Here is a 23,396-nt window from a genome sequence, read left to right as displayed (position 1 = left end):
AACGTGCTGAAAGCAAACCGGCAGATGACCCAGAAAGACATCATCCGGGAAACCTATCTCCCCTCAAGAACCGTGAGATACGCGCTGAACCGGCTGAAAGAAGAGAAGGTCCTTGTCGAACGAATGTACTATATCGATGCCCGCCAGAGCCTGTATGGGCTCACCCAGGTCCCCGCCACTATGTGATGCGGGATTGTGATCCCTCCACATTTTTCTTGTTTCCTGTAATCCCGACAGGATTGTTATGTTTTAAGACAGCTGTTGAAATATTCCGGTTCCCGTTCCAGGCAATCCCTGCGGGAATAATTACGATGATCTGAAAGATCGTCTCGAATTTCCGGAATTATCATCAGACAGACCCGCCGGATCCATAGTCAGATCAGGGGGATATATTCGCTGAAAACAGATCAGAGCCCGGCTTAGCGCTGACGCTCACGTGTTCGTATGCCCCCGGGTACGCTGCTGCAAGGCACTTCCGCCGAAAAAATGGATCATCAACAAGAGAGCCAATGCCAGAGAATATCGTCGCCTTCCCGGATTTTCTTTCCCAAAATACATTACAGATTATTCCGGCTTTTTCAGCAGCACACGGACCTCATGAGGGGCACTTTGCCCCGTCTCGATCCGGATCCCGAGGAATTCCGCTTCGAAACCGATCCATGGGGGAATATGTTCGCAGATAATTTCGAGCTCGGTAAAACCGGCCCTGCGGATGAACTGCTGGAGCACCTGCTTGCTGTTTACTCCGGAACGTTTCCTCTGGATATCCATAATCGACAGAGTAAATTTTCCAGGCGCTGTTTCTAGCGGGACAGGTATCCCAGCGTCAGTTGTAGCCGCCAGTGTGCATGCATCCCGCTCCCCGTTCTCTTTTACCTCCAGACAGACAGAGTCGAGAAATTCCTCCGGTCTGCCTGCAATCTCCCACACGTGGCAGCGGGCTCTCTCAAGTTCGAAGTATATGGCCCCGTTCGCAGACCGCGCAACAAAAGTCCGGCACTCCCCGAGAAATGTACCAAGCTCCGCAACCTTCCGGCGCAGTCCCTGCAATCCTTTTTCGGGTTCGAGTGAAAACGGAAACGTCCTTCCGCGCTTCCATATCCCATGGGCGCGGCGGAATATCACGACGGTCCCCGGGCCGGTTAAGGGAACGGTCAGGCCGTCTTTTCCGGTAATCACTGCAATCTCTGAAATACCCATGATATCCTCAGGGGATCACGAGGATCCACATTGTGTCCGTAATGCTGCTCATAAAAAGATCCTTATGAGGCAAGGGAAAATAGTCCCCCACTCCCCCCAGAGGCCCGGCGAACTTGTTCATGAAGTCTTCGGCCAGATTAAGCCCGCCCTTATACCCCGCATAGGTTCGTTCCAAGATGAAACGGTTGTCTGTTTTCCCATCTGGATCTCCCACCGTACGTTCTGGAGGAAATGATAAAATATACAGGGCAATCAGCAAATTTTGACGGATATATACGAAATCCAAAGAAGATGCGGCAAGATCCGGGGAGAATGAACGGGATCTGAAATCATGTTCCGGGCGCAGGCAGGCACCGCGATACGATATCGGCAGGATTTTCCGCTTTTATTCCGGATTCCATTCTAATCAACCAAAGTTTGCTCACAGGGAGCGTCTCTAATAACGGCGTGATTTATTAACACGTGCGGCAGGAAAATCCTGCCCGAAGGTAATTGAAATGGCACCAGATATGTCAGCAGGTTCGAAACACAGTGGTGGTTGTAGACAGACAACCATGATGACTGCATCAAAGTGCATGGACATGAGGATGGAGAAGGCGCTCTGCGATTTCCAGGCAGTGATCTCCCAGTGCATGGCGCAGTGCGTGACCTCTCACCCGATGAGTCCCATGCCGATGAATGCACCCACGATGAAGTCTATGAATGATCTCATGATGATGATGAAATGCATGGACACTACATGCATGGACGCACCCATGAGGAGATCGATGAACGACCTTACAATGAAGATGATCCGGTGCATGGATACCGGGTGCATGGACTCATCCATGATGATGTCGATGAGCAACCTCGAGATGATGATCTCGCAGCACATGGACGCGATGTGCATGGGCACAAAATGCATGGATGCGAAGCACACGGATGAAAAGTGCATGGATACCCCCATGATGAAATCGATGAGCGATCTCCAGATGATGCTCACGAAATGCATGGCCATGGGTATGGAATCCGAATGCAGGGCAGCGCCGGACATGGTCTCTGACTGCACGGAATCCCGCATGAAGAAGGCACTCTGCGATCTCCAGATGATGGTCCCCCAGTGCATGACCCACTGTACGGACATCAAGTGCAGTTCCTGTATCGGGCGGGAAATGCCGGTAAGATAACGCATCGATTAAGAAAGGATATTCAGACTGCACCGTCCTGACCGGGTACGGAGCACAGGCCGCTCCGCTCTGTCCCGGGCCGGGCGGTTGACGACACTTACCGGGGTCCACGATTCTTAGAATATTTAATAGATCTATGATGGGAAATTTTCGCCCGGGAGAAATCCCCTCGTTTTTTTGAGTTCATGAAAGTTTTTGGCATGTAAACCAGGCACTCACTTTTTCGGCCATCAGATCCGGTGGAGGGGGGTCGCACGGGTACAACTGACCGGCCAGATCCCGACCCGGAACCCGGGATACAACCGCCCATTTCCGGCATATTCACGGCGGAAAGATCATGCAACGGGATCTCCATGATCTGCAAAATGTCCGGGCGGCAAGTATCAGCTGTACCCATGCGACCCCCTCCAGACCCCATCTGATTCCGGGCAGATTTCCCTTAAATTCACGAGGAGAACTTTCGGATGCCGGGGCTGGTGAGGACAGGGGGGGTCGCAAAGGTACAATCAGTGTGTGTGGCGGTGATCCCCATGCCCGCCGGGTTATGGAGCGGATGACCCAGGGTCCCGGAACGGATCCTTTGCCCAATCCGTACGTGATTTTGCACCGTTGAGGTTATTTTTGCCGTTTTTTGAGGGGTTAAATCGGATTCAATCCTGATAATTACCAGAATACGAAGGTGAAAAGAATGGTACTGGACAATAAAAAACAGAGCCATATCCCTGCAGGAATTCTCATTCTCCTGGGAGTGCTCGTAGTACTGACACCGTGGTTCATTTTCCCGGTCTGTGAAATAAAAGGCGTGTCCGATACCGGCGTGGCAAATATGAACATGAATCCCGGCACGCACATGAAGTGCTGGTATACTGCTGAAGCGGAGACGGGTGTCGGCGCCCTCATCATCCTGACGGGAGTTGCCCTGCTTGCCCTCCCCGGTCGGGTTTCCCGGAAGACGGCAGGAATCGTCGGGGGGATTTTGGGGCTCATCGTAATCCTGGTCCCTACGGTCCTTATCGGGGTCTGCACTACACCTAACGCACCCTGCCGGATCGGGACGCTGCCTGCCCTCATCCTCCTGGGTGCCGTCACGGTGATCACGGGCATTTACCTGGTCCTTTCAAAGGATACGGTTCCCGCGGGCCCGAACTGAACTATCATGCTTGGACTGATCGCCCGGAGTATCATCCACCGCCCCGTGAGGAACGGGGCCCTCGTCCTGGCTTTTGCCTTCATAGCCGCAAGCCTTTTCTCCGGCCACTACCTGCTCGCCGGGGCGTCCGACAGCGTGAAATCCGAGATTGCAAAACTCGGGGCCGACCTTATCGTCGTTCCTGCGAATTATACTGCAGACAGCGAGGCAGTGCTCCTCAGGGGAGAGCCATCTACCTTCTTCTTTGACGATTCGGTTGTTCCCCGGATCAGGAACGTAAGCGGGGTTGAACAGGTCGAACCCCAGATCTTTATCGCCAGCCTCACCGCAAGCTGCTGCTCTCTCCCGGTCCAGCTCATTGCCATTGATCCCGCCCAGGATTTTACGATCGCGCCGTGGCTTGAACAGAAACGGGAGAAGCCGCTTGGCCCGGATGAGATCATCGTAGGAAGCAAGATCGTTGCCGGTGCCGGGACCAATCTCACCTTCTTCGGGCACTCATTCAGGGTTGTGGGAAAACTCGATCCCACGGGAACCGGCCTGGATACCTCAATATTCCTCCGCACGGACGATGCATACAAAATGGCGAACGATTCAAAGGTGAGCGCGGTCAAGCCGCTCGTTCTTCCCCAGGGGGTTGCATCTGCCGTCCTTGTCCGGGTGAACGATGCGGCCGAGGCAACCAATGTATCCTACCGCATTGTGGACCAGGTCCCCGGCACGAGGGTTCTCACCTCATCTGCCCTGGTCAGCACGGTCTCGGACCAGCTGGCGGGAATTACCCGGATCCTGGATCTCTCTGCGCTTGTCGCGACCCTCGTCTCCCTGCCGCTGATCGCCCTCATATCGCTGATGGTGGCAAATGAACGCCGGAGAGAGATCGGGGTATTGCGAGCCCTCGGGGCCACGCGGTCCATGATATTCCGGCTTATCCTTGGCGAATCGGTCATCATTGCGGCCATCGGGGGTATCATCGGGATCGGATCGTCCTGGATAATCCTGGTGCTGTTTCAGAGTTATATTTCCGTGATGACCCGGATCCCTCTCTCGATCCCGGCGGTTTCCTCCCTGGTGTCCATTTCCGTCCTCACGTTCGTAGTCACCGTAGCCGTGGGGGGTCTTGCTGCACTCTATCCTGCCGTGCGGAGTGCCCTGATGGAACCCTATGAAGCAATACGGAGCGGTGAACTATGATCGAAGCCAGGGGACTTATAAAGAGTTACCACGACGGTGAACGGGAAGTCCGGCCCCTTGATGGTGTGGATTTCAGCTGCCGCAGGGGGGAATTTATTCTCATCGTCGGCAGGTCGGGAAGTGGCAAGACGACCTTCCTGAACGTCCTTGGAGGGCTTACCCGGCCGACAGCCGGGAGTGTCAGGATCGGTGGAAAGGAGATCCTCAATCTGTCCGATGCGGAAGCTGCCGCGCTGAGGTCCCGCACCATCGGATTTGTATTCCAGTTCCCGGGACTGCTCTCTACGCTTTCTGCACAGGAGAATGTGGCATTGTCGGCAGAGATAGGGGGTACCGCCGGCAAACGTGCCTCTGCCGAACGGGCCGGAAATCTCCTTGAGCGGGTAGGCCTCAAAGAGAAGGCGGACAGCCCCCCCGCACATCTCTCAGGAGGAGAACTCAAGCGGACTGCCATTGCCCGGGCGCTCATGAACAGCCCCTCCCTCATCCTTGCCGATGAACCCACCGCAGACCTTGATGTAGACACCGAACGGGAAGTGATGGAACTGTTCCGCGAGATCAACCGGGAGGGCACGACCGTCATTATGGTGACCCACAACATCGACCTCGCATCCTATGCATCCCGGGTGGTGCGGATGGAGAAAGGAAAACTTGTCCCGGTTGAACCGGTACAATAAAACATGCAGGCGGTTACCTTACGGAACCACCTTTTTTTCGGGAAAACCGCGAACTCGGGGCAAGAGTTGCCGGGAACCCACGATATTATGCCCGGCAATCGGAGATGTTTTCATCATCGGGGATTATGCAAATGGAAGATTACCTGTTATTGAAGGCGGCGCTCCTGACTGAAGGAATACGGAGTGATCCAGAAAGTGTCCGGGAGGTCGGGACGCGCTACAAGGAGCAGAACCATGGGCTCTTTGGCTGGGATTTTGAAAATCACACAGAACAAAAACTTCCTGATGATTTCTGTCTCCCGGACGGGACCGTGGTCCAGTACCGCCTTAACTCAAAATCTCCGTACCATGTGGTATCCACGGAAGACAAAAGACTCCTGTACCATACCGATCAGGCACTCTGCGAGGTACACTGGTTCAGAAGGCCACAGTACTATAATGAGAAGACCTCGAAAGGCAACGACATGATCAGGATTGGGCAGATCGGGGGTAAGGACGACCTGTTCTTCTGTTACCAGAACTATTGCTCTCACTTTGCCAAAAACAAACAATGCGGGTTCTGCAACCTCGTATCGACGTCTACCGTGTATGACTCTGTTGAACGAAAAAAAGATCCCGATGAGATCGGGGAGGTCGTGAAGGCCGCGTGGGCGGAAGGGGATGTGAACCACGTAAACATCACCGGCGGGTGCATCAACCCGAAACGGGAGATCGATATCGTTACGGAGATGTTTGAGTCTATTCGCGACCATACCGGGTTCGATACTGTACCAGGAACCCTCCTCCCTTCGCCGGCAAAGGGCGATACGATCGACCGTTATTACGAGACCGGTATCGGCTCGCTCTCGTTTGCCATGGAGGTCTGGGACAGGAAATACTACGAGGCGATCTGCCCGGGAAAATCGGAGACCACATCGCACGACGAATTTGTGGAATCCATAAAAAAGGCGGTCGGTGTTTTTGGGGAGGGCAACGTGTACACGATCTTTGTCATGGGCCTGGAACCAAAAGAGACGTTCCTTGAGGGGGTAACAGCAATATCGGAGCTGGGAGCAAACATCATCCCGTTTGTCTGGTCCCCGAATCCCGGTTCGAAGCTCAGCGGCCACCGTGCTCCCTTTGCGGAATGGTATGCTGAGACAAACCGCCGGGCCGCGGAGATCGTCCACGACCATAAGGTGCCCGCGGGAACCCGCAACCACTGTTACCTCTGCGACGGGAACTCGTTGTTGCATGATGCACTTCGCGAAAAAGGCGTGGTATAACCGGACGCATCCGGGTTTTACGTGCCAGAACCGTTTCCCGGGAAAAATCCGGTTCCTGCACGGGGCGTGGAGATAGCTTACCGGCATCCCGGATCGCCCCGTGCCCGTTCTTTTGCGTCCGCTTCGTTTTCTACTCTTTCCTGAACAGCGCCTGTTCATTGCCTGAATCTGCCGGAAGGCAGGGATCGCACCTTACCCGATTATGGGAAATTTCCCGGCCAGACTATCCGATCAGGTACCAAAAACCGCGATAATGGTGCGATAATTGCCGCATTGTATGCAACAAAGGATTGATTCTGCCAAATTTTGCTGTTTTCTGCATATATATTCCCCGAGACAGGAGATTACATGAAGAGCACATTATGGCAAAACAGAGAAACATTGCGATATACGGAAAAGGTGGTATCGGAAAGTCCACCACTTCTTCCAATATCAGTGCCGCGCTCTCGGAACTGGGCCTGAAAGTGATGCAGATCGGATGCGACCCCAAGAGCGATTCAACCAACACGCTCAGGGGAGGCCGGTTCATCCCCACAGTGCTGGATTCCCTGAGAAGCGGGAAGCGGGTTGAGACACGTGACATCATCCACGATGGATTCAACGGAGTCCTCTGTGTCGAAGCCGGCGGCCCCGAGCCCGGGGTCGGCTGTGCCGGCCGCGGGATCATCACCGCGATCGAGCTCCTCCGCCAGCGGAAGGTCTTCGAGGAGTTCACACCGGATGTCGTGATTTACGACGTCCTCGGGGATGTTGTCTGCGGAGGATTCGGTATACCCATCCGCGAAGGTGTCGCCGAACAGGTCTATACAGTCAGTTCGTCCGACTTCATGGCGCTGTACGCCGCAAACAACCTCTTCAAAGGCATCAAGAAGTATGCCAACAGCGGAGGAGCCCTGTTCTCCGGTATCATCGCGAACTCATCGAATCTGCCCATACAGCGGGAGATTATCGAAGATTTCGCTGCCTCCACAAAGACGACCATCGCGGAGTACGTTCCCCGTTCGCTTACCGTAACCAAGTGCGAGCTGCAGGGAAAGACCGTGATAGAAGGGGCTCCGGATTCAGAGCAGGCCGATGTGTACCGGGTCCTGGCAAAGAAGATCCTCAGCAACAAGGATCGGTATGTGCCGACTCCCCTTGATACTGACCAGCTGAAAGACTGGGCAGAGAGCTGGTCCGACAAACTGCTGGAGGGGAGAGATTCCCCGGCCCACGTGAAGTGCGAACTCGAATGCATTATCCCCGGGGCAGAGCCGATCGTTGCAAAACCACGATCCCAGAAAACCCCTGCAGTAAAAGCGGCCACCCCACGGAGAACCGCCAAGGCAAAAGGATGATAATATGACAAAAGACCAGCCACCCCATCTTGTTAATGCAGAGATCAACCTTGCTGATGCCACATGCCCGAACCGCGAAGAGCGGGCTCACGGTATCAATGTCTATTATGGAAAGGCATCCGAACTCCTGCGGGACGCAAGGGCCGGAAACCTCAAGCAGTGCGACCGCAAGTTCCAGCAGACCTCTGGCTGTACGCTGAACTTCTATCTTACCGTACGGGTCAATACCATCCGGGAAGCTGCGATAATCTACCACGCGCCGGTCGGCTGCTCGTGCCCGTCTCTCGGGTACCGGGAGCTCTTCCAGCACATCCCGACCAGCATGGGTATGCCGGAGAATTACGATCTCCACTGGCTGACCACCAGCATGAACGAGAAGGACATGGTCTATGGTTCTACGGACAAGCTCAAGGCCGCGGTTCTGGAGGCACAGCGCCGCTATGATCCCAAGGCGATCTTCATCCTGACGTCTTGCGCATCGGGAATCATCGGGGAGGATATCGAAGGGGCGGTCAACGAGGTCCAGCCAAAGGTCAAGGCACGGATCGTGCCGATCCACTGCGAGGGGATACGCTCGCGACTCGTCCAGACCGGGTACGATGCGTTCTGGCATGCCGTCCTGAAGTACCTGGTCAAAAAACCGCAGAAGAAACAGAAGGATCTCGTGAACGTGGCGAGCATGCTCTCGTATACCTGGCAGGACCGGCTGGAGATCAAGAGACTTCTCGGGAAGATGGGGCTGCGGGTGAACTATGTGCCGGAGTTTGCATCCGTGGAGCAGTTCGAGCAGCTCTCGGAAGCCGCGGTTACGGCACCGTTGTGCCCGACCTATACCGATTACCTCTCGCGGGGGCTCGAACAGGAATACGGAGTACCGTACTTCATGTATCCCTCTCCAATGGGATTTGCCGGTACTGACGGCTGGCTCCGGGAGATCGCAAAATACACGGGCAAGGAGAAAGAAGCCGAAGCGGTCATAGCGGAAGAACACCGGAAATGGGATCCGAAATTAAAGGCGATCCAGGAGGAATTTCTCACTATCAAGCCGAACGGGGAGAAAGTTGAAATACTTGGCGCACTCGGCCAGGGGCGGCTGCTCGCACAGGTACCGTACTTCGACGAACTCGGTGTCAAATCGTCGGCTGCGATGTGCCAGGACTATGACAACCTGATCATCGACGAACTGGAGAAGGTGATCCAGCAGGTAGGCGACTTCGAGATCCTCGTCAACACCTTCCAGGCAGCAGAGCAGACCCACATCACCCGGAAACTCGACCCGGATATGACTCTTACGTGCCCCTTCCAGGGAAGCGCCTACAAGCGCCTGAAAGGCGTCACCCGTGTGCATGCACTCCGGGGTGACCCGAATCTCTGGGCCCAGCAGAGTGCCTATGCCGGTGCGGTAGCGTACGGGAATTTCCTGCTCCAGGCATTCAAGAGCAAATCACTCCAGCAGACCATGAAAGAGAAGACCGCGGACAACTACAAGGCCTGGTACTTTGAACAGGACAACCCGCTGTACTTCAGGGACAACGACGAACCGGTGGTCTCGTGACGGAAGCAGAACCTGTACCTCAGGATATCGAGACCCGGTACCCGGAAGTTGTGGAAGCACCGCGGTGGACCTGTTCGCTCGGAGGAGCGTACATCACGAGCACCGGAGTCTATGGGGTGGTTCCCATCCTTCATGCCGGGGCAGGCTGCGGTATCGCACAATTGCTCGGCGTGTACTATGCAGCGGGGGAGAACGCGGCCGGAGGACAGGGTGGGACCAGCACCCCCTGCTCCTGCCTCATTGAGAAGCATGTGATATTCGGCGGGGAGGACAAGCTCCGGAAGCTGATCGATTCCACGATCCAGCTGATGGAGGGAGATCTCTACGTCGTGATCTCCGGGTGCGTCCCGGCATTGATCGGGGACGACGTTGATTCCGTGGTCAGGGAGTTCAAAGGGAAAGCAGATGTCATCTTCGTCAATACGGCCGGGTTCAAGGGCAACACGTTTGACGGTTACGAGGAATTCCTGGGTGCGGTCATCGACCAGTACCTGGAACCGAGGAAAAAGAAGAAGAAAGTCGTCAACATTCTTGGGGTCGTTCCCTTCCAGCATGTCTTCTGGAAAGGCGACCTCAATGTCGTCAAGAGCCTGCTTGCAAAGATCGGGGTGGAGGCAAATATCCTCTTCACGCAGTTTGACGGCGTCAAAAAACTGAAGGAGATACCGGAAGCCGAGCTCAACATCGTCCTTTCCACCTGGAACGGGCACAAGGCTGCCGGGAAACTCAAGGAGAAATTCGGCCAGGAATACCTGACGTTCCCAAGCACCCCGATCGGGCCGAAGCAGACGTCCGAATTCCTCAGGTCCGTGGCAAAGAAACTGAAGATCCCAAAAAAGGATGTGGAACGGGTCATCGAGGAAGAAGAACAGCACGTATATCGCTTCACCGAGTACCTGACCGATGCGATCATCATCGGGCTTCCCCATCCATACACAGCCGTTGTCGGGGATACCAACACCGTGATCGGGATCACGAAATACCTTGCCAACGAGGTCGGGTACCTTCCCGAAGTCATACAGATTACGGATGAACCCCCGGAGGAAGCCCGGGAATGGATCCGGCAGGAGCTGACCGAGAACATCGAGTCCGCGATCAAACCGGATATCATCTTCGAGAAGGACACGTTCCGGATCCGGGAGAACCTGCGGAACCGGAGTTTCCAGGTCATGCTCGGCTCCTCACTCGAGAAGTGGCCTGCCGCAAAGGAGTTTGGCGTGTCCTTCCTGAGCGTGGCGTTCCCGATGTACGACCGGGTGATCGTGGACCGGAACTATGCCGGGTACCGGGGCGGGATTGCCCTCCTGGAGGATCTCCTCGCCAAGTATGTCGGCCCTCTCTGAAAAAACCCATCCGTCTTTTTTATCACATGGATGCAGGGACATCCCAAATCCGTAGACGAATGATGAAAAATTGCCGATACCATGAGGGTTTTCGGGAAATCCCGCCGGATATTGCCGGTTTATTAACCACCATATCCTCTCCTGCCCCATGATGTTTGAGGAGATCTATGCAATCGTACACCCTCTGACAAAAGAACGGAACGAAACCAAGGAACAGAACCAAAGGAACAACCATGAATCTGAGGAAATTATGACGAAGATTGAAGCAGTGAACGTTACAAAATCGTTCACGTCCCGGGGGACCGGAAAGAACGGTTCCAACGGGAACCCTGCGGAAACACAGGCACTGGGCGGTGTAAACCTCATTATCCGCACAGGCGAATTCCACGTGATTCTGGGGCCCAGCGGGTGCGGCAAATCGACGTTTCTCGATCTCGTTGCCGGGCTGTCAAAGCCCACCTCCGGGGAGATTCGCATTGACGGCAAACCGGTCACCGGACCGGGCACTGATCGTGCGGTTGTCTTCCAGCAGTATGCCCTGCTCCCATGGAGGACGGCGCTTGGCAACGTAGAGTTCGGCCTCGAGGAGATCCAGCCCGACAGGAACGAGCGTGTACGGACAGCCACGAACTTTCTCTCCCTTGTCGGCCTGAACGGTTTCCAGGACCATTATCCCCATGAACTGAGCGGTGGCATGAAGCAGCGGGTCGCCATTGCACGCGCCCTTGCCCTCCATCCCGACATCCTGCTCATGGACGAGCCGTTTGCAGCAGTGGACGCCCAGACCCGGGAGATCCTCCAGCAGGACCTCCTGAGAATTGCCCTGGCAACCGAAAAGACCGTCCTGTTCATCACCCACAGTATCGACGAGGCAGTCTTCCTCGCAGACAGGGTCTCAGTGATGACAGCGCGCCCGGGGAGAATCAAACAGACCGTGGAAGTCCCCCTGACCCGTGCCGAGCGGCTTGACGAGGACGTAAAAGTTTCGGATGCCTATGTGAAGACCCGGCACTATCTCTGGACGCTTCTCAAGGAAGAGGTGATCCGGTCCCAGGACATCTGCGGCAAGTGCTCGGTAGAGACGTGTACCTACGGCCACCGGGCAGTAGCAGGAGGAGCAGATGAGCACGGTAGCTGACGCATGTGTGCCTACCCGGCGGGAATGGATCGGCAACGGGTGTTCCACCCTGGGAAAATTCGGCAGGAAATTCGTTCACGCCACCGGGGCCATATTCGTCTTCCTCCTCCTTTGGCAGCTGGCGCCGTATATCGGGTTGATCAATCCGATCATCATCCCGGTGCCGACAACGATCCTCCAGAAGATGATCCAGCTGATCCTTTCGGGAGAGCTCGAAACGAATATCGCGGTCAGCCTGGGCCGGGTGCTCGTCGGGTTCTTTATTGCCCTCGCGGTCGCACTCCCGCTCGGGTTCCTGCTCGGGGGCTGGTTCAAGTCATTCGAGACTGCCGTAAACCCCCTGCTCCAGGTAGTGAGCCAGGCGAACCCGTTCACGCTCTTCCCGGTCTTCATCACGCTCCTTGGCATCGGTGAGCTCTCCAAGATCAGCATCATCTTCTGGGTCTGCCAGTGGCCGGTGCTCTTCAACACCGTGACCGGGATCATGAACGTAGACCCGGCGATCGTGAAGATGGCCCGGTCTGTAGGCATCGGGAAATGGCAGATGTTCAAAAAGGTGCTCCTGCCGGCAGCAATGCCTTCTGTCTTTACCGGGATCCGGATGAGTGCGGTCTTCGCGTTCTTCATGCTGATCGGGGCAGAGATGATCGGCGCGAGCTCCGGGCTCGGCTACATGATCCTCCAGGCACAGGCCACCTTCCAGATGCCCAAGATGTGGGTAGGGATCGTAACGGTTGCCTTCCTCGGCATCCTGTTCAACTGGATACTCCTCCAGGTCGAGAAAAAATTCTCCGGCTGGAAAGAAGAACTCGTAATTTAACTCACAGGTGATTATCAATGGCTCAGAAAAGAAAAAACCAGATTGTACTAGCAGCTGCAGTCGCACTCATCATCGTGCTCCTTCTCGTTATTGCGGGATGCACGCAGAGTAGCAGCAGCGGTAACGCAAACACAGATCCCTCGGGATCCCCCGGGGCGATTTCCACGATTTCGTCCGCGGTTTCTTCCGCAGCGGGTTCCGCACTCTACACGATCCGGGCAAACGTGAACAAAGACTGTTCGGGTACTCCCTGGTACGTCGGCGTGCAGAAAGGCTACTTCGTTCACGGCGGCATTAATTTCGTGGACTCGGGTGCCCTTGACTGGTCTCTCCAGCCGGCAGCGCTCATTGCCGGCCAGACCGACGTGGTGGATGAACACCCCAACACGCTCATCGACCTTCTGCTTGCAGGGGCCCATGTCCATGGTGTCGCACTCAGCGGGCAGGAACCCCCATCCGGCGAGATCAGTGAATACCACATGCACTGGCTGGTCCTCAACAGCAGCCCGTACCAGACGATCAAGGACCTCGTGGCAAGCGGCCACAAGCCAAAGATTGCCGTCGGGGCCCTGGGGATCTGCGCGGACCTGGAGAACAACAACTGGTTCCGTGAGAATAACCTGACAAACTCCAGTTTCGAGTACGTGATAATGCCCGACCCGCAGCAGGAAGCCGCTCTCCGGTCCGGGCAGATCGATGTCGCCGTCCTCCACCCGCCGTTCTATACTGCGGCTGAAAAGCATGGCGGCGTCAGGATCATTACGACAAGCTACGATGCATTCGGACCGCAGGCCGGGACCTCGCTTCTCGCCTTCACGGATGACTTCATCAAAAATCACCCGGATTCAGTGAGGGCATTCATCAATGCATACAAGAATTCTGAGAGATGGTCTGACAACCACCTGACGGAATCCGGTATCCTCACTGCCAATACCATCGGCCTTGCCAACGCAACTCCCCACTACTACAGCCAGTCCGGTGCGATTACGGACGACGATATCCAGCCATGGATAGACGCGATGGTTAAAGACGGTGACATCGTGCCGGGACAGTTCAAGCCCTCGGATCTGTATACTACCGAGTTCAGCGACACATGGGTTAATGAGACCGCGGTTAACGGGCCGGATCCGGTCGACCCGTTCCCAAGCCTGGAAAAGGGGCCGTGAGAACAGGATCTTATCATCAGGATATGCAATCCTGACCTGATACACATTTTTTCTCATGACGCAACAGGTGGACGGGACTCCACATCACTTGTCCGTGGTGATGAACGGCAGGGAAAAACCGGGTTGTAAGGAACGATCCCAAAAAAAATAAAACGGCATGGAGAATTTTCCTATGGCAGAGAAACTGTTCCAACCCTCCTTGTGAAGGTTTTTGATCATTCGCTTATAACGCCCGGGTGTCGGTAATCATGAGGTAGAATTCAATGAGAAGCGTACTCGAACTGATCGTTCTGGCAGGTATGTGTCTCGCGATCCTTGCAATCATACTGGTCAGTGTCTGGGCATATGAATCAGTTTCGAACCCGCAGATCGCACAGGATTCGGGCCAGGTGTGCGCGTTTGTGCCTGATAATAGTGGCCAGGTCCAGGATGGGATCTCCGATCCCGTGGCAAATGTGACCGGCAGATAATCGTAACCACGACACCGCGTGAACCAGGGTCCGTTGTTCTCCTCCAAAAAATCGTGATGACAGGTTGCAAGAGTAAATAGGCAAACCTTGCCGGTTTAAGTATATTTTAGAATTTCATGCGGAGACAGTACCTTGAGTATATGTCTGAGATACCTATTGACTGCAGTAAATGCGGGAATCAGGCCTGCTGGAGTGCTTCACCGCAGGATGGACCGATATTCTGCCCCACCAAAACCTGTGAGGATTCCGTACGTGCTGCCATTCACCTTTACCAGGAAGATCCCGAAACCCGGAATATGGCGATAGCTGCAGGCCGGACCGAAGGCCGGAGTTACATGAAGTGGACCCGGGTTGAGGATACGATTGATTTTGCCCGGAACATGGGATATAAAAAACTGGGCATTGCAACCTGCATCGGTCTCATGGCTGAAGATCGGATCCTCCAGAAGATCCTCATAGCAAAAGGGTTTGAGGTAGTCTCGATCTGCTGTAAGTGCGGATCCATCCCCAAAGAAGAGATCGGACTGCTTGACAACGAGAAGGCGAAGCCCGGGACCTTTGAACCCATGTGCAATCCTGTAGCACAGGCAAAGATCCTGGAAAAGGCCGGCACGGAACTGAACATCCTGCTCGGTCTCTGTGTTGGCCACGATGCACTCTTCACAAAATATTCCGGTGTGCCGGTTACGACCCTTGTCGCCAAGGACCGCATTACCTGCCATAACCCGAATGCAGTCCTTCACGGAACGAGTTTTTATTACAAGAAGTTGCTTTCGCCATGAATACAAAGAGGAGGACCCTCTTATCAAAACGATACCCTTGATGAAACCATGAACCTGCTGATGCCTTGCACATAGGAATTCCGGATATGCCGTTCATAAAAATCGTGGAACACTCCGCTACCGCGGACACAGAAAGACTGTAAAATTCCCTTGTTATGTTCATAAATGCCGGGAAAGAGGATGACCCCGAACCGGAAAGAACTGTTTGCAAGCCGGTTGACAACATCTGCGCCGGCTCCGCGAAAAAACCGGAAGGACAAATGGTGGTGTTCATTCACGGGACATGTATTCCGATGGTGAATAATGATGAAAAACGTGTTAAAAATGAGTATTTTTATCGCTCTGCTCACTGGAGCGATAGTGGTGAGCGGATGTATAAACCTGGGTGCCGGAGCAGCAGGCAAACCAGATCCGGCATCACAGAGTAACTACGTGACGGGATCCCTGACACCAGTTCCGGCACCAGACGAGACGTCCTCTTCAGATATCGACCAGGCAGTACTTGATAAAATGACAGATATGAATAACCAGATGTCCCCTGTGACAACGGGTATTGCAGACTCTTTAAGCAGTGGCAATTACACTGAGGCAGGTCTTAACGCAGTCATATTGAGGAACTATATAGACCAGAATCTCCCGGCAATGGTCCGGTTGGCCGGATATGCCACCACCGAGAAGGCAGCTGCACAAGAGTATGTATTGTACCTCGATGACCTTCGCAGTGCGTCGGACAACGTAGCCCGGGGTGCAGACGATTTCAATTCCGGGGATTCTAATGACAGTACAACCCTCATTGACTCCGGAATGCAGTACCTTGACAGCGCAAGGGCGCACCTGATCCAGTCTACATTACGTCTTCAATAGAGGATTTCGGATAACCGGATTGACCCCGGGTGCGTACGCTTCCGGAATTATTTTCCAATAAAGGTATAATTGCGGTCCGTTTGTCCTGATTCCAATGAGTTATATTGAGAGTCAGAGAAACCGGTAAAAGGCATAAAGGTGGTCCCACTAACATGGATGAGCAGACAAAGAACGAGGTACAGATCATCGGCGGGGGGATGGTATGGTTTGCGATCCTCCTGTCTGGGTTTACCTCGTTGACCTTTATAGGGGGTGGCGTGTACCTCGGTTATCTTGGAAGTAAGATGTACCAATAACCCTTCATATCCGCCAATATCGTCGGCTGATCATGCCATTACGAATCTGCAGGCATTTTTCCTGCCGGGCAAGATCTTCACGGAGACTCCCGGGAAGAGGCAGGAATTTGCCTGTCCACATGTCCGACGCCGGAGGGCTGTAATGCTCCCCGGCTCAATTTTTCGTTGAGGGGTAAACCTGTATCGCATGAACGAGACTTGTTTTAACGTGTCATTTCATGAGACGGGACCTGAGCCGGCTTTATATCCCGATAATCCCGGCGTGATGCACCGGGTGAGAGAAAAGACATCAATGCAACTGCGAAGCATACTGGATGGAACATCAGGACAAGGATCATTCCCAACGGGGCCGGGGAAAAATTACCCTTCATCCCCCGCGTCCCTGTCTTCCCCGGAGTGTGTTCATCAGGAAGTATCGCAGGCAACAACAATCATGCTGTACTATTTTCTGCGACCAAAGATGATTTATCCCGATCCTGTTTTGTAACGTTCGACAGCTGACGGAACAAATCCTTTGATGAGTACCGTTTTCTGTATCACACTGGCAGGAACACGGTTTTTATTGTTGGAAACATGTGTACGGGAAATCGTGATGTTGCGGGAAAATTTGCCATTATTATGTCAAATTCTGAAATATCACGCTAAATATTGCGTTTTTACCAAGACTAATTAAACATAAGACCGGATGAGACTACGTGAAATAAATTATCCGGTCATCGTGGAGCCGGGGCATGTGGTATATAATCAGACACACACGTATTTCCTGAATCTGATGTCTGTGAGGGAATAGAGACCATGGGAATCAGAGAACTGAGAGAGACGGACCTTGAATCACTTGCAGAACTCTACGTGCAGTTCTGGGGCGAAAGATCATCCCTTGAAAAAATGAAGGAAACATTCCGGCGGCTCAGGGGAAACCCGGACTATATCTTTCTCGTGGCGGAACACAAGGGGCATATCGCCGGCTCCCTCATGGGAATCATCTGCGAGGAACTCTACGGGGAATGCAGGCCGTTCCTGGTGATCGAAGACGTTATTGTGGACAAAGCGTCCCGGCATAAGGGCATCGGGTCTGCACTTATGCGGAAGATCGAGACCTGCGCCATCTCCCGCAACTGCAATTACATTATCTTTGTCACGGAATCAGAACGGACGGAGGCACTGCCATTCTACCAGTCGCTCGGGTACTCCCCGGATACGTACCGGGGATTCAAGAAGCGCCTCGGAAGGCAGAGAGAGAAACTGCTGCCCCCGGTGCCGGAAGGCCGGGTACCGGAATGAACGCCGGGCACCGGTGATGCCGGGGTTCCCTGGTACGGCTCCTGATAAAAAACTGGGATAAAGATGATGTAACAGCAACCGGGCACCCGCGCCATCCTGCACAGCAACGGTCGCGATCCGGTTAAGCGGCCATAATTATCAGGGAAGTGCATCCCGTTATTCCCAGCTCCCCGCCGGAATCCGTGAACGTCGTTGTTCCCGGGAACATCCGGAGCATCTTCGCGGAAGTGATCCTCCGGTCATTCCCGGTCCGGCCCTATCAAAGAAAAACCCCTGCTGGAAAACGTACTGTTGTGGAAAAATTTGCCTGTATCGTGTCGGATTCCGCAGTATACTGCCAAATATTGCGTGTTTATCAACAGTAATAAAAAATCCTGCCAGATTATCTTCAGGAAGCAGGTTATCCGATCGTTGTGCATCTAGGACGCGTGGTTCAGAGTCAGACACTACCTGTATCCCCGAAGGCAGGAGCCTGAATGGGACGGAAATCACGCGCCGGCTTATGTGAAGCCGCGTATTGTGGATCGTACCGGTATCCTTCCTTCTGGATTCTGATATGCTAACCAATCCATCCGACGAAAAATCGGGTCACCTGGATTCAGAAATCAAACTCTTACAGAACTGGTGAATGAAACATGACAGAAAATAGAACGAAACACTTAGTACTCGTTGCCTGCATCGTCCTGATTGTGGCCCTTCTCATTATCATAGCAGGGTGCACCCAGAGCACAAACGGCACGACAGGAACTGCGGCATCCGGTGCAACCGGCACTACGGTTTCCGGATCGCCTTCCGGCTCAACTGCCGCTCCTGCGGCCCAGTATACGATCAGGGCAAACGTGGACAAGGACTGCACTGCCACACCATGGCTTGTCGGTGAGCAGTTAGGCTTTTTCAAGGCGAACAATATCAATTTCGTGGATTCCGGCTCCCTCGACTGGTCACTGATGCCGGCCTCTCTTGTCGCCGGGAAGACGGATGTCTACGATGCGGAGATAAACACGCTCATCAACCTGAGGCAGGGCGGGGCCGATGTTGTCGGTGTCGTGCGGAGCAATGCAGAGCCGGCTCCCACCGATACGATCCATTCGAACCATATGCACTGGCTCGTCCTGAATACGAGCGCATACACTCCCGAAACGATCAAGTCGCTGGTGGCAAGCGGTCACAAGCCCAAGGTAGCTGTCGGGGCGCTGGGTATCTGCGCCGACCTGGAGACACAGGCATGGTTCCGGCAGTACAACCTCACGAAGGATGACGTCGAGTTCATCGTCATGCCGGACCCGGACCAGGAAGCGGCCCTCCGCCAAGGACAGATCGATATCGCGGTACTTCACCCGCCGTTCTATACGGCAGCCCAGCAGCACGGGGGCGTCCGTGTCCTCGCCACAAGTTATGACGCGTTCGGCTCCGAGGGAGGATATTCGGTCCTGGTATTCACGAAAGAGTTTATCCAGAAAAACCCTGATGCGGTGCGGGCATTCATCAAGGCATTCAAGGATTCGGAGCGGTGGTCCAACGATCACCCGGCAGAGTCCGGTAACCTTCTCAAGAACGATATCGGTCTCTCGGGAGCGGCATCGCACTACTACAGTTACACGGGTGCCATCAATGATTCGGATATCCAGCCATGGATTGACGAAATGGTTGCAGACGGGGATCTCAAGCCCGGGGAGGTTAATGCCACGGATTTGTATACCACCGAGTTCTCCGACCTGTGGGTCAATGAGACCGCGCCTTCACCGATCGACCCTCACCCGACAGGGTGAAGGATTGTGACGGTATTCTCAGCACACGTGCAAATCAGAACATCAGGACGAGAGAAACATAAGGGATCCCAAGTATGATCCCAAAACCTCCCCATTAAGGTGAAACAATCATGTCAACGCCGAAAATACAGAAAGTAACGAAACCGGAACCCGGGAAGGTACGGGATAAAACCGTCCTTCCCCCGCGGGAAGACCGCCTGGGCTCGATCATTGTGGCGGGAGGGACTGCAAAAAACCTTGTAGACCAGACCCGCAGGAAGTGCCTGAAGAACCAGGACCGGTCGTTCTCCCAGACCACATTCTGCCAGCAGTGGCTGGCGATGTTTACTCTTGCCACGATAAAGGATACGGTCGTGATCGTCCACGGACCCGTGGGATGTATCAGTTCCATGTCCTACATCAACGTATTCAACCGGCTTGGCCAGATCCACAGGAACGGCAAGCCCGTCAGCGGGCGCTGGATCTCGACAAACCTGCTCGAAGCCGATACCATCTACGGCGGCGAAGAGAAACTCAGGACTGCCATCCGGAGTGCAGACGATCGGTACCATCCCGGTGCGATATTCGTCTTCACATCCTGCGTCTCGGGAATCGTGGGAGAGGACATCGATGCGGTTATAGAGAGCATCCAGCCGAAGATAAAAGCTACGGTGATCCCGATCCATTGCGACGGGTTCCGGTCGAAACTCTGGGCATCCGGGTATGACGGCTCGTTCCATGGCGTACTGAACTACCTGATCAAGGGCCCGGTCGAAAAGCAGGCAGACCTTGTCAACGTGATCAACCCGCTCACGATCGGCCGTCCCGACGAGGTCGAGATCGAGCGGCTCCTGGGAAAACTGAACCTCCGGGCCAATTTCATTCCCTGCTTTGCCAGTATCGATGCGATAAAGGAGTCCGCATCCGCAGCACTCACTACAGGGCTCTGCCCCACGTATGGCGAATATCTCGCGAAGATCCTCGGGGAGCGGTACAGGATCGCCGCCACCCAGAAGGTGATGCCGATCGGCCTCGACAATACCGACCTGTGGCTGCGGGAAGTTGCACGGCCCCTGGGGAAAGAGAAGGAAGTGGAGAAACTCATAAAGGATGAGCGCAGGAGAGTGAAGCCACAGATCGACGCGCTCATAAAGAAACTGGCCGGGAAAAAAGTGTTCGTGAGCGCCGGACAGTCACGGGCTGTCGGAATTCCGAACATGGTAGCCGATCTCGGTCTCGAGATTGTCGGGGTCACCGCATTCCATTATGATGAAGTGACCTATGACAGTTTTGCAAACCTGACAAAACGGTGCGGTAATTTTCCCACCAGCGTTGCAAACCTGCAGCCGTTCGAGCAGACGAACCTCCTCCACCAGCAGAAGCCCGATATCTTCATCGGCCACTCCGGGGAGACCGTATGGGCGGCAAAACAGGGATTCCCTACGGTCATGGGCCTGAACCTGTTCCACCTTTTCGTAGGGTACGAAGGCGTGGTCACGTTCGGGAACCGGCTGGTGGATGCGTTCACCAACCCGGCGTTCAACAAGAACCTTTCCGCACATTCAAAAGCGGTCTACCACGACGACTGGTACACGGCAAATCCGTTCAAGTACATCAGGGAGGCAGCATGCCACCGGTGATTCTCGATGGCCCGCGCCATTCCTGCGCACTGGGCGGGGCACTCAGTACGGTCAACGCGATAACCGGGTTTGTGCCTATACTCCATGCAGGCCCCGGGTGCGGGGGGCAGGTCTTCTACGGGCAGAACTTCACCAGCGGGTACCGGGGTTCGGGCCCGCTCGGGGGAGTGAGCATCCCGAGTACCAATACCTACGAACAGGAAGTGGTCTTCGGCGGGGAAGGCCGGTTACGGGAGCAGATCAGGACTACGCTGGAGCTCGTGAAAGGGGACACGTACGTTGTCCTCACCGGCTGCACGGTCGGCCTGATCGGTGACGATGTCCGGGCGGTCGTACAGGAGTTCAAAGACGAAAAGACCCGGGTGGTCTATGCTGAGACGCCCGGGTTCAAGGGCGGGAGTAATGAGGGATACGAGATTGTACTCAACGCACTCATCGACCAGCTCGCTACGAAAAAGCCGAGGATCAAAAACCGCGTGAACCTCCTGAGCATTGTCCCATCCCAGGATGTCTTCTGGCAGGGAAACCTTTCGGAGATCGAACGGATCCTGACCTCGCTCGGTCTTGAGGTGAACACGTTCTTCAATGGGATTCCGCTGGATGAGGCCGGTGCCGCGGCCCTTAACATCGTTCTCTCCCCCTGGGTGGGGGTCTCTGTTGCAGAAAACCTGAAAAAGCGTTTCGGTACCCCCTATCTCGTGTACCCCCTGCCAATAGGTGCAACGGATACCACTGCGTTCGTCAAAAAAGTCGGCGCCACTCTCAAGATCAAGACTGCGGATGTCATCAGGGAGGAAGAGAGACGTCTGTACCAGTACATCGACAGGATCTCGGACTTCCTCGTGGATTTCGATGTCCAGCTGCATTTTGCAACGATCAGCGATGCCGGGTATGCCGTGGCCCTGAACCGGTTCCTGGTACAGGACCTCGGCTGGATCCCTTCCGTTGCAGTTGTCACGGACCAGGTTCCCGAGAAGCATCGCGCAGCGATCCGCAAGACCCTGGACCTCGGCAAAGGGATTACCCCGAAGATCATCTATGAATCCGATTCGTGGAAGATCCGGGAGGCCGTGGAGAAGGAGAAGCCCGCATTCATCCTGGGTAGTTCTCTCGACAAGGAAGCGGCAGAGCGGATCGGGGCATGGAGACTGAGCATATCGTTCCCGGTTACCGACCGGGTCGTGCTGGACCGGGGATATGCAGGTTACCGTGGCACAACAACCCTGATTGAGGATATTCTCAGCGCAATTGTCGCTCCTTTCTGACTGTGCATCGGGCTGATCCCGGATCCTTTTTTCCTGACCTGCGTCGGTACGTCCAGTCGCCACACCCGGCTGACGGCGCTGGAGGAGCGCCGGGTTTTTTACCTCCCGTATACCCGTAGCAGCTTTGGACATACCGTAATTAGCGGGAATTTTTGCTCAATTCCCCGAATTATTATAGCGTGCACCCCAAGCATTATGTATGTCCCTGCGATCCATAACGCGCCACTGTGAGCGTAAATACCGGCTCTACCGGTTCAGCCGGGACGAAGCGACCGTATATTGCCGCGAGTGTTTTTGCAAAGCACCGGAAAAGTGTTCCCATTATCATGACGTAGACATTCATCAGCGGCCATGGTAACTGCATAACCGGGTTCCCCCATTGGGAAAATGCACGGATCCTGACGGGCCCTACTGAACCTGAGTGATCGGCCCGGCCGGCAAACTCCTGATGATCGCAATTGCCGGATTTTCAGATTTTGTGTATCATTTCTGTTATTTTTTGAGCAAGTCTTGCCTGTTTTGAAGCCCTTATCTCCGGGGAACACCCAAGAGTTGAGATACATGATCCACGACACCACGGTTCATCACCACCATCCGGTATTTTCGCCGTGTGGACCCGGTTTTCCGGGGGACATTTATGATCCGGAAAAAACCGTGAAGGACCGCCAGAGGACAGTTTCCATCCAGGAAGACCAGGGAGGTTCCCCGATGTGTAGTCATATGCGTACCCAGCCGACACCGAAGCGACCGATAATGACTGCTCACCAGTTCGGGCACCTCCTGTGCCCGGGAGGAGACCCTTATGATTACACTATCAACCCCCAAGACCATCCACGATCACCTACCATCCTCTGCCGTCGTCCCATCCGGGGCTCGAAAACCCTGCTTTACAATCGGGACCCTGATCACCAGGGCAGAGCTTGAACGGAACGAATGGCAGGACAAGTAACCGGGTTGGTGCACCACTGAGCTGCACATCACATCTGAACTTTTCAGCTGTGCTGTTCACCCGGACATCCTTCCGCTGCGCGATGCTGCG

At 54.7% G+C, this 23,396-nt stretch carries 22 protein-coding genes; 21 read left to right on the top strand and 1 reads right to left on the bottom strand.

What is annotated here, in order from left to right; translation table 11 throughout:
* The first annotated feature begins 3 nt into the window (after positions 1-3).
* A complete protein-coding gene (locus ABSE13_RS09750; RefSeq protein WP_424028330.1) occupies positions 4-186 on the top strand; it encodes a winged helix-turn-helix transcriptional regulator in 183 nt (60 codons plus the stop codon).
* A 378-nt stretch (positions 187-564) separates the two neighbouring features.
* Here the strand turns inward: ABSE13_RS09750 and ABSE13_RS09745 are convergent, their stop codons facing one another.
* A complete protein-coding gene (locus ABSE13_RS09745) occupies positions 565-1,200 on the bottom strand; it encodes a Fe-only nitrogenase accessory AnfO family protein (RefSeq protein ID WP_424028329.1) in 636 nt (211 codons plus the stop codon).
* Positions 1,201-1,754: 554 nt separating this feature from the next.
* On the opposite strand from ABSE13_RS09745, the gene ABSE13_RS09740 reads away from it, so the two are divergent.
* The 20 genes from ABSE13_RS09740 (at position 1,755) to ABSE13_RS09645 (ending at position 23,306) form a co-directional block, all read left to right on the top strand.
* Positions 1,755-2,366, top strand: coding sequence for a hypothetical protein (locus ABSE13_RS09740; protein ID WP_424028328.1), 612 nt, complete (start codon positions 1,755-1,757; stop codon positions 2,364-2,366).
* Positions 2,367-3,054: 688 nt separating this feature from the next.
* Positions 3,055-3,516, top strand: a complete 462-nt coding sequence (locus tag ABSE13_RS09735) for a DUF4418 family protein (RefSeq protein WP_424028327.1) — start codon at positions 3,055-3,057, stop codon at positions 3,514-3,516.
* 6 nt (positions 3,517-3,522) lie between these two features.
* Complete coding sequence (locus ABSE13_RS09730) at positions 3,523-4,710, top strand: ABC transporter permease (protein ID WP_424028326.1); 1,188 nt, start codon at positions 3,523-3,525, stop codon at positions 4,708-4,710.
* Positions 4,707-5,387 carry an ABC transporter ATP-binding protein gene (locus tag ABSE13_RS09725; protein WP_424028325.1) on the top strand — a complete coding sequence of 227 codons (681 nt, stop codon included), beginning with the start codon at positions 4,707-4,709 and terminating at the stop codon, positions 5,385-5,387. The genes ABSE13_RS09730 and ABSE13_RS09725 overlap by 4 nt, the downstream gene beginning before the upstream one ends.
* A 131-nt stretch (positions 5,388-5,518) precedes the next feature.
* Positions 5,519-6,652, top strand: a complete 1,134-nt coding sequence (locus ABSE13_RS09720; protein ID WP_424028324.1) for a radical SAM family protein — start codon at positions 5,519-5,521, stop codon at positions 6,650-6,652.
* A 362-nt stretch (positions 6,653-7,014) separates the two neighbouring features.
* Positions 7,015-7,989, top strand: a complete 975-nt coding sequence (locus ABSE13_RS09715; RefSeq protein ID WP_424028323.1) for a nucleotide-binding protein — start codon at positions 7,015-7,017, stop codon at positions 7,987-7,989.
* Positions 7,990-7,993: 4 nt separating this feature from the next.
* Positions 7,994-9,544: a nitrogenase component 1 gene (locus ABSE13_RS09710; protein WP_424028322.1), complete on the top strand. Its 1,551-nt coding sequence runs from the start codon at positions 7,994-7,996 to the stop codon at positions 9,542-9,544.
* A complete protein-coding gene (locus tag ABSE13_RS09705) occupies positions 9,541-10,887 on the top strand; it encodes a nitrogenase component 1 (RefSeq protein WP_424028321.1) in 1,347 nt (448 codons plus the stop codon). Before ABSE13_RS09710 ends, ABSE13_RS09705 begins: the two co-directional genes overlap by 4 nt.
* A gap of 148 nt (positions 10,888-11,035) precedes the next feature.
* Positions 11,036-12,025 (top strand): ABC transporter ATP-binding protein, encoded by a 990-nt coding sequence (locus ABSE13_RS09700; RefSeq protein WP_424028320.1) that lies wholly within the window; start codon positions 11,036-11,038, stop codon positions 12,023-12,025.
* The gene (locus ABSE13_RS09695; protein WP_424028319.1) at positions 12,009-12,845 is read left to right on the top strand and encodes an ABC transporter permease; all 837 of its coding nucleotides are present in this window, start codon (positions 12,009-12,011) and stop codon (positions 12,843-12,845) included. The genes ABSE13_RS09700 and ABSE13_RS09695 overlap by 17 nt, the downstream gene beginning before the upstream one ends.
* Before the next feature lie 17 nt (positions 12,846-12,862).
* A complete protein-coding gene (locus ABSE13_RS09690) occupies positions 12,863-14,011 on the top strand; it encodes an ABC transporter substrate-binding protein (protein ID WP_424028318.1) in 1,149 nt (382 codons plus the stop codon).
* Positions 14,012-14,274: 263 nt separating this feature from the next.
* A complete protein-coding gene (locus tag ABSE13_RS09685) occupies positions 14,275-14,481 on the top strand; it encodes a hypothetical protein (RefSeq protein WP_424028317.1) in 207 nt (68 codons plus the stop codon).
* Between the two features lie 116 nt (positions 14,482-14,597).
* On the top strand, positions 14,598-15,263 hold the full coding sequence (locus ABSE13_RS09680) for a DUF1847 domain-containing protein (RefSeq protein WP_424028316.1): 666 nt from the start codon (positions 14,598-14,600) through the stop codon (positions 15,261-15,263).
* Positions 15,264-15,566: 303 nt separating this feature from the next.
* A complete protein-coding gene (locus tag ABSE13_RS09675; protein ID WP_424028315.1) occupies positions 15,567-16,127 on the top strand; it encodes a hypothetical protein in 561 nt (186 codons plus the stop codon).
* A 152-nt stretch (positions 16,128-16,279) separates the two neighbouring features.
* Entirely contained in the window at positions 16,280-16,423 is a 144-nt protein-coding gene (locus tag ABSE13_RS09670; RefSeq protein ID WP_424028314.1) for a hypothetical protein, read from the top strand.
* 795 nt (positions 16,424-17,218) lie between these two features.
* Positions 17,219-17,704: a GNAT family N-acetyltransferase gene (locus tag ABSE13_RS09665; protein ID WP_424028313.1), complete on the top strand. Its 486-nt coding sequence runs from the start codon at positions 17,219-17,221 to the stop codon at positions 17,702-17,704.
* Positions 17,705-18,339: 635 nt separating this feature from the next.
* Positions 18,340-19,473 carry an ABC transporter substrate-binding protein gene (locus ABSE13_RS09660; protein WP_424028312.1) on the top strand — a complete coding sequence of 378 codons (1,134 nt, stop codon included), beginning with the start codon at positions 18,340-18,342 and terminating at the stop codon, positions 19,471-19,473.
* A gap of 110 nt (positions 19,474-19,583) precedes the next feature.
* The gene (locus tag ABSE13_RS09655; protein ID WP_424028311.1) at positions 19,584-21,092 is read left to right on the top strand and encodes a nitrogenase component 1; all 1,509 of its coding nucleotides are present in this window, start codon (positions 19,584-19,586) and stop codon (positions 21,090-21,092) included.
* Positions 21,080-22,357: a nitrogenase component 1 gene (locus ABSE13_RS09650; RefSeq protein ID WP_424028310.1), complete on the top strand. Its 1,278-nt coding sequence runs from the start codon at positions 21,080-21,082 to the stop codon at positions 22,355-22,357. The genes ABSE13_RS09655 and ABSE13_RS09650 overlap by 13 nt, the downstream gene beginning before the upstream one ends.
* An 802-nt stretch (positions 22,358-23,159) precedes the next feature.
* Positions 23,160-23,306: a hypothetical protein gene (locus ABSE13_RS09645; protein ID WP_424028309.1), complete on the top strand. Its 147-nt coding sequence runs from the start codon at positions 23,160-23,162 to the stop codon at positions 23,304-23,306.
* The last annotated feature ends 90 nt before the right edge of the window (positions 23,307-23,396 follow it).

Source organism: Methanoregula sp. (assembly GCF_049518935.1).
GTDB lineage: Archaea > Halobacteriota > Methanomicrobia > Methanomicrobiales > Methanospirillaceae > Methanoregula.
This window is presented reverse-complemented; position numbering and strand designations above follow the sequence as displayed.